The sequence below is a fragment of the Lysinibacillus sphaericus genome, from assembly GCF_000600105.1.
GTDB classification, from domain to species: Bacteria; Bacillota; Bacilli; order Bacillales_A; family Planococcaceae; genus Lysinibacillus; species Lysinibacillus sphaericus.
This window is the reverse complement of sequence record NZ_CP006837.1, coordinates 2222954-2237320: the sequence shown is the minus strand read 5'-3', so window position 1 is coordinate 2237320 and position 14367 is coordinate 2222954. Positions and strand designations below refer to the sequence as shown.

13 protein-coding genes, 1 pseudogene and 1 riboswitch are annotated in these 14367 nt (G+C 35.4%); of the genes and pseudogenes, 7 read left to right on the top strand and 7 right to left on the bottom strand.

The annotated features are described in order from the left end of the window. Positions 1–167 precede the first annotated feature (167 nt). A complete protein-coding gene (locus T479_RS10370) occupies positions 168–506 on the bottom strand; it encodes a winged helix-turn-helix transcriptional regulator (RefSeq protein ID WP_025219492.1) in 339 nt (112 codons plus the stop codon). Between the two features lie 322 nt (positions 507–828). Here T479_RS10370 and T479_RS10365 point away from each other — a divergent pair. Both T479_RS10365 and T479_RS10360 read left to right on the top strand, forming a co-directional pair. After that, a pseudogene (locus T479_RS10365) lies at positions 829–1381 on the top strand (NAD(P)H-dependent oxidoreductase). Between the two features lie 30 nt (positions 1382–1411). Then, positions 1412–2125 carry an SDR family oxidoreductase gene (locus T479_RS10360; RefSeq protein WP_025219491.1) on the top strand — a complete coding sequence of 238 codons (714 nt, stop codon included), beginning with the start codon at positions 1412–1414 and terminating at the stop codon, positions 2123–2125. 338 nt (positions 2126–2463) lie between these two features. Here T479_RS10360 and T479_RS10355 read toward each other — a convergent pair whose 3' ends face one another. Next, positions 2464–2739: a YqhV family protein gene (locus tag T479_RS10355; protein ID WP_024361739.1), complete on the bottom strand. Its 276-nt coding sequence runs from the start codon at positions 2737–2739 to the stop codon at positions 2464–2466. A 483-nt stretch (positions 2740–3222) separates the two neighbouring features. Continuing rightward, positions 3223–3415, top strand: a riboswitch (cobalamin riboswitch). Positions 3416–3561: 146 nt separating this feature from the next. Here T479_RS10355 and nikA point away from each other — a divergent pair. The 5 genes from nikA to T479_RS10330 all read left to right on the top strand — a co-directional run bounded on the left by nikA (position 3562) and on the right by T479_RS10330 (position 8617). After that, complete coding sequence (nikA, locus tag T479_RS10350) at positions 3562–5175, top strand: nickel ABC transporter substrate-binding protein (RefSeq protein WP_025219490.1); 1614 nt, start codon at positions 3562–3564, stop codon at positions 5173–5175. 72 nt (positions 5176–5247) lie between these two features. Next, positions 5248–6201: a nickel ABC transporter permease gene (gene nikB, locus T479_RS10345; protein ID WP_025219489.1), complete on the top strand. Its 954-nt coding sequence runs from the start codon at positions 5248–5250 to the stop codon at positions 6199–6201. Between the two features lies 1 nt (position 6202). Continuing rightward, a complete protein-coding gene (locus T479_RS10340) occupies positions 6203–7015 on the top strand; it encodes an ABC transporter permease subunit (RefSeq protein ID WP_025219488.1) in 813 nt (270 codons plus the stop codon). A gap of 10 nt (positions 7016–7025) precedes the next feature. After that, positions 7026–7805: an ABC transporter ATP-binding protein gene (locus T479_RS10335; RefSeq protein ID WP_024361743.1), complete on the top strand. Its 780-nt coding sequence runs from the start codon at positions 7026–7028 to the stop codon at positions 7803–7805. An 11-nt stretch (positions 7806–7816) separates the two neighbouring features. Beyond that, the gene (locus tag T479_RS10330; RefSeq protein ID WP_025219487.1) at positions 7817–8617 is read left to right on the top strand and encodes an ABC transporter ATP-binding protein; all 801 of its coding nucleotides are present in this window, start codon (positions 7817–7819) and stop codon (positions 8615–8617) included. Between the two features lie 138 nt (positions 8618–8755). On the opposite strand, the gene T479_RS10325 is transcribed toward T479_RS10330, so the two are convergent. Genes T479_RS10325 through T479_RS22815 form a run of 5 tightly spaced genes read right to left on the bottom strand, consistent with a single transcriptional unit; the run spans position 8756 to position 14342 of the window. Beyond that, on the bottom strand, positions 8756–9451 hold the full coding sequence (locus tag T479_RS10325; protein WP_025219486.1) for an ECF transporter S component: 696 nt from the start codon (positions 9449–9451) through the stop codon (positions 8756–8758). Continuing rightward, positions 9430–11082 carry an ABC transporter ATP-binding protein gene (locus T479_RS10320; RefSeq protein WP_025219485.1) on the bottom strand — a complete coding sequence of 551 codons (1653 nt, stop codon included), beginning with the start codon at positions 11080–11082 and terminating at the stop codon, positions 9430–9432. Before T479_RS10320 ends, T479_RS10325 begins: the two co-directional genes overlap by 22 nt. Continuing rightward, entirely contained in the window at positions 11055–11936 is an 882-nt protein-coding gene (locus T479_RS10315; protein WP_024361747.1) for an energy-coupling factor transporter transmembrane component T, read from the bottom strand. Before T479_RS10315 ends, T479_RS10320 begins: the two co-directional genes overlap by 28 nt. Continuing rightward, positions 11936–12805, bottom strand: coding sequence for a DUF4430 domain-containing protein (locus tag T479_RS22820; protein WP_025219484.1), 870 nt, complete (start codon positions 12803–12805; stop codon positions 11936–11938). The genes T479_RS10315 and T479_RS22820 overlap by 1 nt, the downstream gene beginning before the upstream one ends. Before the next feature lies 1 nt (position 12806). Then, a complete protein-coding gene (locus T479_RS22815; RefSeq protein ID WP_025219483.1) occupies positions 12807–14342 on the bottom strand; it encodes an S-layer homology domain-containing protein in 1536 nt (511 codons plus the stop codon). Between the last annotated feature and the right edge of the window lie 25 nt (positions 14343–14367).

Genomic DNA, 14367 nt, shown 5'->3' with positions numbered 1-14367 from the left:
ACACTTCTAATTTTTTTAATTGCAAAAGCAAGAATAGCTAAGGTCTCCATATAGCAAAAAATTATGAACAGCTTTCGTCTGTTTCTTAAATTTTTTAGTTATGTCCCAGCCCCTTTTTTACAATATATTAACATACCAAAATATAAAGCATGACTTATTTAAACTATTTATAAATTTAATCCAAATCGCTTTAATTCAATGAAAACACCTTCCAACTGTTTTCCTTTGTCTGTTAACGTATATTCCAAACGAGGGGGAACTTCTGGGAAAACCTTTTTAATCAAAATCCCATGATCTTCTAGTGTTTTAAGACGGAGGGAAAGTGTTTTCGGACTAATTCCATCCATAGATTTTAATAGGTCACTGAACCGCATTGTTCCTTCTATAAGTAAATCGCGAATTATTAAAAATGTCCATTTAGTTCCAATTACATCGAGTGTTTTCGCAATGGGGCAAGCCTCACCTGGTACTCCTTTGGTCAACACTACTGGCTCAATCACACTCATTTGAAACATCCTCCCTCAAAATTTTTGAGCAATTTACCTCATCATAGCACAATAGTATACTTTCAGAAACTTAATGAATTAAATATCACTACTTTCCTAAAGGAAGTTACTATATTTATAATATTATTGTATTTATTAATTTCATCCTTAATTGAGGAGGTGCTCAAAATTATTGTCAGAAATCAACGAAATAAGCTACAGTTGCTATTACTATTTGTACAACACTAAGGGATTTTTCCCGCTGTAGCAAACGGTTAGTAGAACATTGGCAAGACACTAGGTTTGTTTTAAGAGATAACAGAATTGAAGGAGCCAGAAAAAGATGAAAAATATACTTATTATTAACGGTCATCAGAAATACAGTTCAGCTGAGGGGAATTTGAACCAAACATTGATGAACAAAATGGTTAGTTTTTTAGAAAAAAAAGAACAATGTAAAAACAACAATTATTCAAAACGGATATAAAATCGAAGAAGAACAACAAAAATTTATATGGGCTGATATTGTCATTTATCAAACACCTATTTATTGGTTCAGTGTCCCCGGCTTATTGAAGACGTATATGGATGAGGTATATGCCTATGGTTTATTTTTTAGGGGTGCTGATGAGTATGGGAAAGGTGGATTGTTGACTGAAAAGAAATATATGTTTTCGCTTACCTGGAATGCCCCTGAAAAAGCATTTAACAATCCAAGTGAATTTTTTGAAGGGAATACCCTAGAAGATGCAATAATGCATTTACATCTTATACAGAAATTTCTCGGAATGAAACCATTAAAGAGTTTCTCTTGTTATGACGTAGTCAAAAATCCAAAGATTGAAAAGTTTATATCCGAACTTGATTTACACCTGCAAGAGATATTGAATTTTTAAACTTATGTAAACGAATAAGGGGAGAGAAATATGTTAAAAGATAAAAAAGTTGTAATTATCGGTGGAAGCTCTGGGATTGGTTTGGCATCAGCTAAACAGCTAGTAGCGCAAGGGGCAGAAGTAATCATTGCCAGTCGCTCCGAAGAGAAATTGCAGAAGGCAAAAGAGCTATTAGGAGTTAGGGCAACAACTTATATTCTAGATACAACACAAGAACAGCAAGTACAATCTTTCTTTGAAAAGATTGGTCATGTCGATCATCTGGTGATAAGCGCGGCAGAAACATCCAGCGGGGCATTCCTCCAAACGGATACAGCACAAGCACGAAAACTGTTTGAAAACAAATTTTGGGGACAATATTATGCAGCCAAATACGGTGCTTCTAACATTTCACCAAACGGATCAATTATTTTATTTTCTGGCGTTGTAGCCTACAAGGCTATGGTGGGCTCAGCAATACTAGGTGCCGTTAATGCGGCTATTTCCAATTTAGGTCAGACTTTGGCATTAGAACTTGCTCCTATCCGAGTAAACATCGTTTCACCAGGTATAATTGATACACCATCCCGTAGCAAAATGCCAGAAGAAGCACGGAATCACTTCTATAATACAGTGGAAAATAAACTCCCTGTGAAACGAATAGGGCGAGCTGATGATGTTGCACAAAGCGTACTATATTTGCTACAAAATAGTTTCGTGACTGGAACGGTTCTTCATGTAGAAGGCGGCCACATGTTAACTTAAGACAGCAGCAGAATATATTTCTTAAACAAACTTTTGTAGAACTAAAACTGACCTAACAAATAAAACACCTTTCGCGTTGACTAACGAGTATTGTATATATCAATTAACGCGGAGGTGTTTAGTTAGTATTCTTTTTTACAACAGTGTGTGGACGATTTTAAGCACCAACGCCACAAATGAATAATTGCGTGCTGTACACGTAATCTCAATTTGTTAGGTAGAGGTGACTTTTACATAAAAAAAGTAGCGTCGTCACACGCTACAGCAAATTATTGAACAGTAAAGATATTGTTCAGGATGGCTAATACATAACAAGGATTTAGAACGAAATGTCCCTATTACTTTATATGTGAGCTAACAATGATAAGTGTAATTCCAGTAAATAAGCAAATAATTCTCGCCACAGGAATTTTATCAGCTAGTCCAAATAATGCAATTGCTGTTGTTACGATTAAAACTGTTGGACCAACCAATGCAAGCATTGTATTAATATAGAATGCTTTTTCTAAATTGTTCAACTTTAGCATCAACAAACCAGCACTTACTTCAATACTCCCAGACAATACACGTAAAATAACCATAGCTAGAACCGATTTTTCAATAATGGTCATCATCCTATCTTTATAGATAATATTCGCATATCTTATAAATCCATCTCAGTCTAATTATAGAATTCTGTTTGAATGAAATACTAACATCACTATATGTATCATTCGTATGAGATATGCTTGTAATCGTATGCTTGATAGTGTTAATTACTATGTTGATTATCTAGTTAAAAGTGCAAAAAATATTAATACAATCAGTTTTATAAATCTATTTTCTGTATTGTAAAATCCTAGGGAAGTTAGTACTTAAAGAGAGGTTTATCAATTTATCAAATGAGACTGGAAGGCTACGCTAAGATTTTTAAAATTTTATATTTGGAGTAGATATTTAATAAAACGTCAGCCTTATTCTCTTTTGGAACAATGGTCTTTTTTAGTTAAATGAATACACTCAGCAAGTTTATAAAATAATGAAGATTTTTCTTATTTTATTATATTCTGAAAATAAAATTGACGTAAACTTTCGTGCATGTTATGTTTAATACTAATTTCATAGCAATTATTACAAGTTTGAGTGAAATGAACTTTCATTCAATTAAAAGGAAAATGGGTGTAAATCCCATGCTGTCCCGCAACTGTAAATGAGGAGTTTTGTTTCCATTGACACAGAGTTATTACTCGTGAAGGTGAAACAAAATAATGATTCATGAGCCAGAATGCCTGCTTGTAAGAAGATTCATTGATGATCTACGAAAGATAGGGAGATGGATGGAGACTTACTTTTTGTAAGCTTATCTATCCTTATTCTTTTTGAATAAGGTTTTTTTATGCTTTCTTTTATCTAATAGTAGATGCTTTTGAACCAAGATAGGAGATAGGAGACAGAAAATGAGATTGACAAAGTATTTACTTCCTTTTGTACTTTTTTTGACTTTCGGTGTTCTTGCAGGTTGTACAAACACTGATACAGAAAAGGGAAAAACAACAACACAAACAAATGACGAAAAAATGATAACGATTGGATGGCCTTTAGATGTCGGTCCATTAAACCCTCATACATATTTACCTAATCAAATGACTGCACAAGCAATGGTCTACGAATCTTTGGTTGAGTATAACGATGATGGGACTATTACACCTAAGCTAGCAGAAAGTTGGGACATTTCAAAGGATAAGACTTCTTACATTTTCCATTTAAGAAAAGACGTTAAGTATTCAGACGGAACTGCTTTTAATGCGGATAATGTCATTCGTAACTTCGATGCCATATTAGCAAATCGGGAAATACATTTTTGGATGGGCATGGTCAACCATATTGTTGAGGTTGTAAAAGAAGATGATTATACAATTCGTTTGCAATTAGATGAACCTTATTATCCAGTATTAAACGAACTGGCCTTTGTACGTCCATTCCGTTTTTTAGGGGATAACGGATTCCCTGAAGGAGATGCGACGCAAGATTCCATCAAAGCACCAGTTGGGACAGGTCCATGGGTATTAACAGATTACAAAAAAGATGAATATGCTTTATTTAGTCGCAACGAAAACTATTGGGGGGAAAAACCTCTCTTAGAACAAATTAAAGTAAAAATCATCCCTGATTCTGAATCGATTTCGTTGGCATTTGAAAACGAAGAGTTAGATTTAATTTATGGTCGTGGCATCATTAGTTTAGATAACTATTCGTATTTAAAAGATAGTGACAAATATAAGACGGCTACCTCTGAACCATTGTCTACAAAAGCGTTATTATTCAATACGCAGTCAGGACCGTTAGCAGAATTAAAGGTACGTCAAGCCATTCAATATGCTATCAATAAGGAGCAAATGGTTGATAGTATTACACATGGTACAGAAAAAGTGGCCGACACACTATTTTGGGATGCAATTCCTTTTGCCAATATTGATTTAGAACCAATCTTGTATAATCCAGAAAAAGCGCAACAGCTACTTGATGAAGCTGGGTGGACATTACAAAAGGGCGATAAAATTCGTACAAAAAACGGACAACCTTTATCATTAGATTTAATCTATATCGCAACAGATGCCATTCAAAAGCCAATGGCTGAATTGATGCAAGGTGAACTAGCAAAAATAGGGGTACAGTTGAATCTAGAAGGTGCAGATGTAATGGTTGGCCTTCAAAAATTAATGGATAATCAGGTGGATATTAATTTTTGGCGTACAAACGGACCACCAACAGATCCACATGGCTTTGCTAATGAATCAGCTACACCAAATGCTAGTGGTGTTTATGAAGCAAAATTAGGTTTACCAAACACCAAAGAAATTGATACTAAAATTCACCAATTATTAGTTGGAACAGATGAAGAGGAACGAGTGCAGCTCTATACGGATATTTTAACTATGTTCCATGATCAAGCACTATTCTATCCGATATCTTATGAAACAAATAACGTGATTTATCAACCATATATGAAGGATTTTGTGCCTCGTGCATCTGAATATGATATTCCATATGCACAAATGGATACAGAGTAATACAAGTAGAAGAGAGAGTGTCTTACAAAGACAGCTCTCTCTTTATCATAGGATTGGGTAGGAGGTGACAGCATGTACGAATCGACATGGATGTTTTGTTTAAAAAGAATTTTAACGTTACCGTTTGTATTATTAGGGGTATCTATATTGACGTTTGTATTTATTCGCTTCGTTCCAATAGAGCCTGCGGAGGTTATTTTAAGATTGGCTAAAGTTGTGCCAACGGAAGAGGCAATCCAGGCATTACGTGAGGAACTTGGGACAGACAAACCTTTACTTATTCAATATCTGCTATGGTTAATAGGAGTTTTGCAGTTTGATTTTGGTACTTCTTTTGTTAGTAAATTACCAGTGGCACATGAGCTATTCGCTAAATTACCAGCAACTATCGAATTGGCTGTTGCTGCATTTGTGTTCATTCTTGTTTTTAGTATCCCATTAGGTATGATAAGCGCACTGTATAAGTGTGCCATAATCGATAAAATAATTAGATTGTTTTCTATCTTGAGTGTATCAATTCCAACATTTTGGTTAGGTTTTTTATTACTATATCTATTTAGCTTAAAATTTGGTATTTTCCCGACTAATGGGAAGGGGACACTTGCTCATCTTGTTTTACCTGCGCTAACACTAGCCTTACCGACAATTGGATTATTTGTTCAGTTAATTCGTGCAACGATTATTGAAGAATTGCATAAGCATTATGTTCAATACGCTCAGTTAAGAGGATTAAAAAATTCTGTCATACTCATGCAACATGTAATGAGAAATGCTGCGATAACGTTGACTACGATGCTGGGCTTGACACTTGGTAATTTACTCGGTGGTGCGGTAATTGTGGAGCAAGTCTTTAGTTGGCCAGGACTCGGTAGGTTTTTAATTGAATCGATTATTAATCGGGATTACCCGGTTGTTCAATGCTATGTTCTAATTATTGCAGTCATCTATGTACTTTCTAATTTATGCGCCGATGTATTACATCGGGTATTGGATCCTCACCTGATGATGAAGGGCAGGAGAGATTGAAGTGAGTCTAGTAAAGAAACTAAGTCATGTAAATTATAAAAAATCGTTTAGTTTAACAATACTTGTAATCATTGGTTTGTTGGGGATTTTTGCACCATTATTAATGCCCCATGACCCTTTTGCAGTCGATATTACAAGGCGATTTTTAGCTCCTACTTGGCAATATCCATTAGGAACTGATCATTTAGGAAGATGTGTCTTTTCTCGAATACTTTTAGGTATTCGCTATTCTTTAGGATCAGCTCTTTTAATTCAAATGATAGCGATTATACTAGCTATCTTTCTAGGAGCATTTGTTGCTTTAAAAAGAGGTATGATAGATTTCCTATTCATTCGGATATGTGATATTTTATTAGCTTTTCCTACACTTGTACTAGCATTTGGGCTTTTAGGTTTATTAGGTCCAAGTTTGAAAAATGTGTTAATTGCACTTATTTTTACGCAGCTTATTTATTATTCAAGAATGATAAGAAGCTTATTTATAGGGATGAATGAAAAAGAATTTATTCAAGCAGCTAGAATTAGTGGAACTACAGGAGTCGGTTTAATCGTACGTCATTATGTCCCCAATGTGCTACCTATCATCGTAACAATGGTTGCACTGGATGTAGGGAAAGTCATTTTGGAAATTGCCGGCTTTTCATTTATCGGACTTGGCGTGCAGGCCCCCATCCCTGAATGGGGAATGATGGTGAACGAAGGGAAGCAGTACATTCGCCAACATCCTGAATTAATGCTTTATCCGGGACTTGCCATTGTTCTGGTTGTTCTATTGTTTAATCGTTTAGCAAGTAGTCTAAAGAAATTTGAGTAAAGGGGAAGTTATGGACAAAGAGAAAGTGTTAGAAGTGAAAGATTTAACGGTGAAAATCGGCGAAAAAAATGTATTGTCCTCTATTAATATGACTGCCTATAAAGGGCGTGTCTTAGGAATTATCGGGGAAAGTGGTAGTGGAAAAACAATGCTTTGCCATGCCATGATGCAAACACTCCCATCTTTGGCGCAGATTACACAAGGTCAAGTTCTATATAGACAAAAAGATTTACTGGCTATGACAGCTTCTACATTAAGAGCTTATCGTGGAAGGCATTTGTCTATGATTATGCAAAATCCAGCCACTGCCTTCGATAGTATTCAAACAATTGAAAAGCATTTCCTAGAAACATTAAAAGCTCACTTTGTGATGACTAAAAAAGAAATGAGACAGATTGCAATTGATACCATGTATAAGGTCAATTTACCCAACGCAGATGAGCTATTGCACTATTATCCATTTCAATTAAGTGGTGGCATGTTACAGCGAGTGATGATTGCTTTGTCATTGGCGATACAATCCACCCTATATATTGCAGATGAGCCAACGACAGCTCTAGACACAGTCAATCAAAAACAAGTGTTAACATTATTTGATCGTATTTGCTCAGAAACGGGGGCTGCTATTATTCTTGTGACTCATGATTTAGGTGTGATTGCTGAACTGGCTGACGATGTTGCCGTAATGTATAAGGGAGAAATTATTGAGCAGGCAAATGTCTTTGATTTTTTTGATGCCCCTCAGCATCCTTATACAAAAAAACTTTTACAATCAAGAATTACTTTTTAGAGGTGAAAAATATGACACTACTAGAAGTGAAGAATATTGAGAAGTACTATTCTCAAAGACAGTTTATGTTTAGAAGAAAGCAGGAAGCACCTATAATACAAAAGGTGTCATTTTCACTTCAAGAGGGCGAGTGTTTAGGCATAGTTGGGCAAAGTGGTTCAGGAAAAAGTACATTAGGTCGCATTATTTTAGGTGTTGAGCGACCAACAAATGGTGAGGTTTTATTTCAAGGTGTCAATCTTTATGAAGCAACCAGCAAGGATAAAATAATGGTACGGAGAGATTTGCAGGCTGTCTTTCAAAATAGCTACGATTCATTTAATCCGAAGCAAACGATTTTTGAAATATTAGAGGAACCATTACTTAATTTCGAACATTACAGCAAAATAGAAAGAAAACATAAAGTGATGGAATTACTAGACTGTGTGGAATTAGCGAACACCATTGCCCAACAATATCCTGCACAGCTTAGTGGAGGACAACAGCAGCGTATCAACATTGCTAGAGCGCTTGCCTTAAATCCTAAGTTAATCGTATTGGATGAGGCAATTAGTAGTCTAGACATGATACTTCAGAAACATATATTACAGTTACTTCAAACACTACAAAAAGAAAGAAAGCTAGCATATATTTTCATTTCCCATGATTTACAGGCGACACATTTTATGTCTGATCGAATACTAGTTATGCAACACGGTCAGCTTATGGAGGAAATCCAGAAAGGACAAACATGTCAACATCCCGTTTCTCAAGAACTTTACAATGCAATTTTGCCATCGCATCCACGGGAAAGAAATAAAATGAAATATTAACAAGATGAAATAGTGAAGTATAAATCAAAAGAGCATGAAAACATGCTCTTTTGTTGTTAGGTCATTATATAAACGTTTTGGTCTTACTAAGGATTTAAAGTAAGTTGGTTAAAAATAAAAAACTTTTTCTACAAAGCATTACTGTAAAATCCCATATTTATTTTTTATTCGGTCTAGTTTTTCACTAATCGGTTTAGCTAACAATAGTAAAAAAATTACATTAGAAATACAGTAGATTATCATAAAAGGGACTGCAGAAGTCAATGCAAGTGCGTAAGCTTTCCAGCTAAAAACACCGTACATTGATATTGTTCCCCAAACATCCATACCAAACGAAAAAAATATGCCTGCAAAAATACCAAATAATATAAGTGGTATTTTTTTATGCATTAAACGAGTTTTACCTAACAAGCCAGCAATAAAACCAATCATTCCCCACATAAACATTTGGAAGGGTGTCCAAGGACCTTGTCCAAAAAACATATTGGATACTAACGCAGAAATTGCCCCTGTTAAAAAGCCTGCTTCTGCTCCAAGTGAAAAGCCAGTAATCGCTGTAATAGCTGCGACAGGTTTAAAGCCAGGTGTAACAACAAATAAAGCACGACCTGCCACTGAAATAGCAGACATCACTGCTATGACTAAAATTTCGCGTGGCTGTGGCTTTCTACGCTCAAATGAAAGGAAAAAGGGGACACACGCTAAAATCATAATGACAATCGATACAAAATAATATTTTCGATCAGCAAAAATTGTAATACCAGTATATAAAGAAAGTGGAATGAAAACTAGAATGACAATAAATGAAATAATTAATCGAATGTTTTTTTGCATAGAGTAACGACATCCTCACATGTAATCGCATTGCTCAATATATCTCTTGATATTCGATGCGCAGCAGTTGTATAAAAATTATTTCCACTATAAAATGCTCGTGGTTCGTCCTCTGATACGATACTACCATCGAAAAACAGAGCGCATCTATCGCTGTATTGTGCAGAAAATTCTATATCGTGTGTCACCATAATGATTGTTGTCCCTTTAGTTTGTAAATCTTTTAATATTTCTGCGAGCTCTTCCTTTGAATGTGCATCAAGACCTTTTGTCGGCTCATCTAGTAGCAGTATTTTAGGTTCTATTAATAAAATTTTTGCAAGCGCTAATTTTTGCTGCTCACCACCACTTAAATCATAAGGATGTCGATTTAATAAATGAGTTAAATTGAATAATTGAACAGTTTCTTGAATTTTTGCTTCTGTTACTTTATGTAATTGAGCCATGTCATTTAACTCTAGAAGTACTGTTTTTTGTACAAATAATGATTTCGGATTCTGTGGTAATACAGTTAAAAATTGTTGGTACAATTGTTTACTACTGTAGCTTTTCAGGGCTTTACTGAACAAAAATATTTTTCCATGATAAGGCTTTTGTAGCCCAGATAAAATAGCAAGAACGGTTGATTTTCCAGTGCCGTTTCCACCTATTATCGTTAAAAATTCCTGTCCCTTCACTTGCAAATTAAAATGATTGACAATATCCCTGCCTTTCTTTTCATACCGAAAAGCAACATCCTTTGCCTCTAATACAACATCTGATTTATTTTGAGTTATTGTATGAGGTGTGTGTAAGGGAGAACAGTTATATTGTTGGTTACTAAGCCAGCGTTGTCCCTCACGAATAGTAAGAGGAATAGGACCTATACCGTTTAGTAGGTGGAAAATCTTTGTAGCTGCCGGCAGTGCTGTAATCATAGCGTGATTTGCTGGTAAAGAGTTTAAAATTTCCTTAGGTGGTCCATCAAATAAAATACTGCCTTCATCCATAATAAGTACGCGATCAGCAAGAGGCAACACTTCTTCGAGACGATGCTCAATTAAAATTATCGTAATACCTAATTCTTTATTTAAACGATGCAATGTCTGTATAAACTCCAATGCAGCTATTGGATCTAATTGTGATGTTGGCTCATCTAACAGTAGCAATTTGGGCTGCATCACCATAATGGAGGCTAAATTTAATAATTGTTTTTGTCCGCCAGAAAGCTCGATTGTTTTTTGATGAAACCATTTTTCAATACCGAAGAAATTGGCCATTTCGGCTACCCTGCGGCGAATTGTTGGTGAATCTAGACCTAGGCTTTCTAGTCCAAAAGCAAGTTCATGCCATACTTTATCTGTAACAATTTGATTATCAGGATTTTGAAATACATAGCCAATGTCAGTAGCAGCTACTTCAGCATTTAGCTTCTCCAAGTCACAATCTTTGTAGAAAATATTACCCGTCACCGTGCCATGTGGGCGCAATTCTCGTTTGAAATGGCGAAGCAATGTACTTTTCCCACAACCAGATTGGCCTATTAACACGATAAACTCGCCTTGCTGAATAGTTAGATTAATATTTTTTAAAATAGGAATTGCTTCATTAGGATAAGTAAAGCTTACATTGTCGATTTTAACGATCGCCATTTTAATGCCCCCCAGATTTCAAATACTAATGGAATAGAGAGTAGAATGACATAGCTAATATAAAACAGAATGCTTGCTATATCCCATTTAACTGCTCCGAAAGTTGGATAAAAATAATATGTGGTTGTACCAATAAAGCTTGCAACTAAATTGCTAAAAAAAAGCAATATAATCATTGCCAAAACAAAGCCGTCACGACGCTCGAAAATAAAAATAGAAAAGGCAGTCCGCTTTTTGACACCGTAACCACGAGCTTTCATAGAATCAGCCGTATCAATGGCGTTATCCAATGCCCATGTAATCAAAATTGATAAAATTTGCACGGTACATTTAATACGGTGCCATAGTGAGCCAGTTGTAAAATCCATGCCAATTACTTTTTGCGCTTGTACAATTTGCGTTAACTGATGTCTAAAGCGCGGAACTAATCGCAATGAAATCGACAATGTTAATGATAAAGATGGCGATACTTTTCCAAACAGATAAATAAACTTATCAGATGTCATCATGACATTGTAGCAGCTGAACCATAGCATAATCGCTACAATCATTGTGGCGATTGCGATACCATACAAAATGGCCTCTACAGTAATGGCGTTACCATTTACATAAAGTAATACGAGTTGACCATTATGGCTAATCATTGGATTAATAATCGCCATTAAGAAAAACAAAGGTACATATAACTTCCAGTCCTTAAAGAAAAGTTGTCTGCGTAAAGCTATATTTAAGCTGATTGCTGAGAAAATTGTAATAGTTAAATAGATTGGATGCATAAAAATCATGGATAAGCCGATAGTAGCTACAAAAAAAGAAAAAAGTACGATAGGGTGAAATGTTTCAAATGTCTTCATTAGTTACCATCCCAATGATGTCCTAGGTCGCGACCTAAATCGACCGTGTAGTTCCATTCAATGACATCGCCATCTTTTAATACGTATTGATTGCAACCATAATTTGGATAAACACCATTTACTTTGTACATCCAGCCACTTAATTCACCAGCACTAAATTCATATAAATGATTAATACCTTCTATATAAACACTGTTATAAATATTTTCGTTTGCTCCTTGATATTCCATTTGAATTTTATGCTCCTTCGTTGCGCGCTGTAATACATCCCAAACAGTATCCTTCTCTGATAGTAGCTCGTATGTTGTTGTCTTTAAAATGATGCCGTTCTTGGGCACATATCTCTCACTTTGTAGGGAAGAGTCTAACTTTTCCCAATGCTTTAGTAATGTATCAACACGGATTGAAATTTTTACAGTGCGTTTTTTAGGTTCTGCATTTTTTTGCTTATCTGTAGATGAGTTAATTGTTTTTGTTTGTTGTTTATTATCAGCTTGTTTAGTAGTAGACAAATCAGTTATTGTACTTGGTAATTTGGTGTCTTCTTGCTTTTTGTCCGCTTCATGTTTTGGTTGTTGTTTTCCATCTATCGTTTCTTGCTGTGCTTTTTGCTGGGAATTTTTATCTATTTCCTCCAGTGGGGCCTTGTCATCTATCTCAGACTCCTTCACTTCCTTCTTTTCCTCAGCAGTGTCATTTTCTACTGAGGGAGTTTGTTCTTCCGCTTCAAGTTGTTCAGAGGGAGGGAGGGAGTCAGCGCTTCGGTCCTGATCTTCCATTTGCTCGAATTGCTCAACTGTTTGAATATTGCACGCAGTTAAAAATAGAGCTAACAACGATACGAGTAAGCAGTGTAAAATTTTATTCATATTATTCTTCAACAACCTTTAAGAAATTAATATACATTTTAGCTGCATGTGCACGAGTAATAAAATTAGTAGGATTAAACGAGCCATTTGCGCCCTGTGCTATGTCAAAATCATACAAGAAAGTAATTGCCTGCTGAGATTCCTTTGATAGCTCCGCAATATCATTTAATGGTGCAATGTTTGTTGGTATATAAGGTCTGCCTGTTTTATATGTATAGGCATTTGCTAGCATAACCGCTAATTCCTTACGTAAAATAGGGGAGGAAGGTGCAAACTTCTCCGACTTTACTAATAAATTTGCCTCGTAAGCAGCAGCAATCTCCTGTTTTGTTTCATCATTATAGGAGCTAATGTCTGTAAAAGGTGCATTTTTGGAACTTGTTAAATTAAAAGCGCGAACTAAAATTGATACAGCCTGAATACGAGATAAATTGTTATTTGGCCTAAATGTATTATCGTCATAGCCTTTTAATAATCCTTTAGCTACTGCAGCTTCGATATCAGACTTTGCCCAATGAAATTCAATATCCTTAAAGCTCACTTTAGTAGGGGGAGCTTTAGGATGATTTGACTGAACCTGTGTTGATGGTTTATTTGTTATTTTATCAGACGTATCATATAACTTTGTTTTGCTCTCAATCAGTCGGTTATATGCTGCTAATGTATAAGACGCCTGCTCTGTTGCCATACCATTCGATACGGATTCTGTTAATACATGCTTGAAGCCGCCATCTTTTACATTATAGAAGGTGAAAAAGCTCGTAAATAACTTATGAAAGCGCTGATCTTTGTTGGCATCAATATTTAAACTAGCAAGTGCTGTAATAACTTGTGCTACACTTTCTAAGTTTGTTGTTCCCCAGCTTTGGTAACTACCATTAGCTCCTTGTAAGTTATTTAATGTATCAAGTGCTTTATTAATAGATGCCTTAACATCCTCTCTATCCCTATAAGTTGAAAGAGCTTGAATAGCCATTGCTGTCATATCTGGATCAGCTTTCACTCCTGATAAATTCCATCCACCATCAGGCAATTGCTTTGATAGTATATGTTGAATAAGTTTTTCGCGTGTAGTTGTTGCTTTTTTAGGAAGCTCGAAGCCCCATGTGTCTAAAGCGATTAAGGCAAAAAAAGCACCATTTGTGCCTTGCCATACTACTTTGTCAAAGTCACTTAATTTTTCTACTAAATTAAAGCCGCCTACATTTGTAGGGTCTTTACCGATAGCAGTGAGTGCAATAATTAAACGAGAATAATCAGTATACTTACGATTGTGTAAATTACCCTTTACGGATTGTACATGCTTCGTGACATTTTCATAATATTTATCATAATAGCCTTTCGGAACATTATATTCACCACGTGTAAGTGCCATAATAATCCACTCATCACCAAAAGAAGGGTTTGTTGCTTTATTTACTAAAAACTGACCTGTTGTATCATAAGCATCTACTGTTGATACTTGCTGTGCAGAGACTGGAACCACAATTAACAACAAAGCAAGTACCATTATAAACATCGATAATTTTTGTTTCATTTGAAAAACAACCTCCATTCTATAA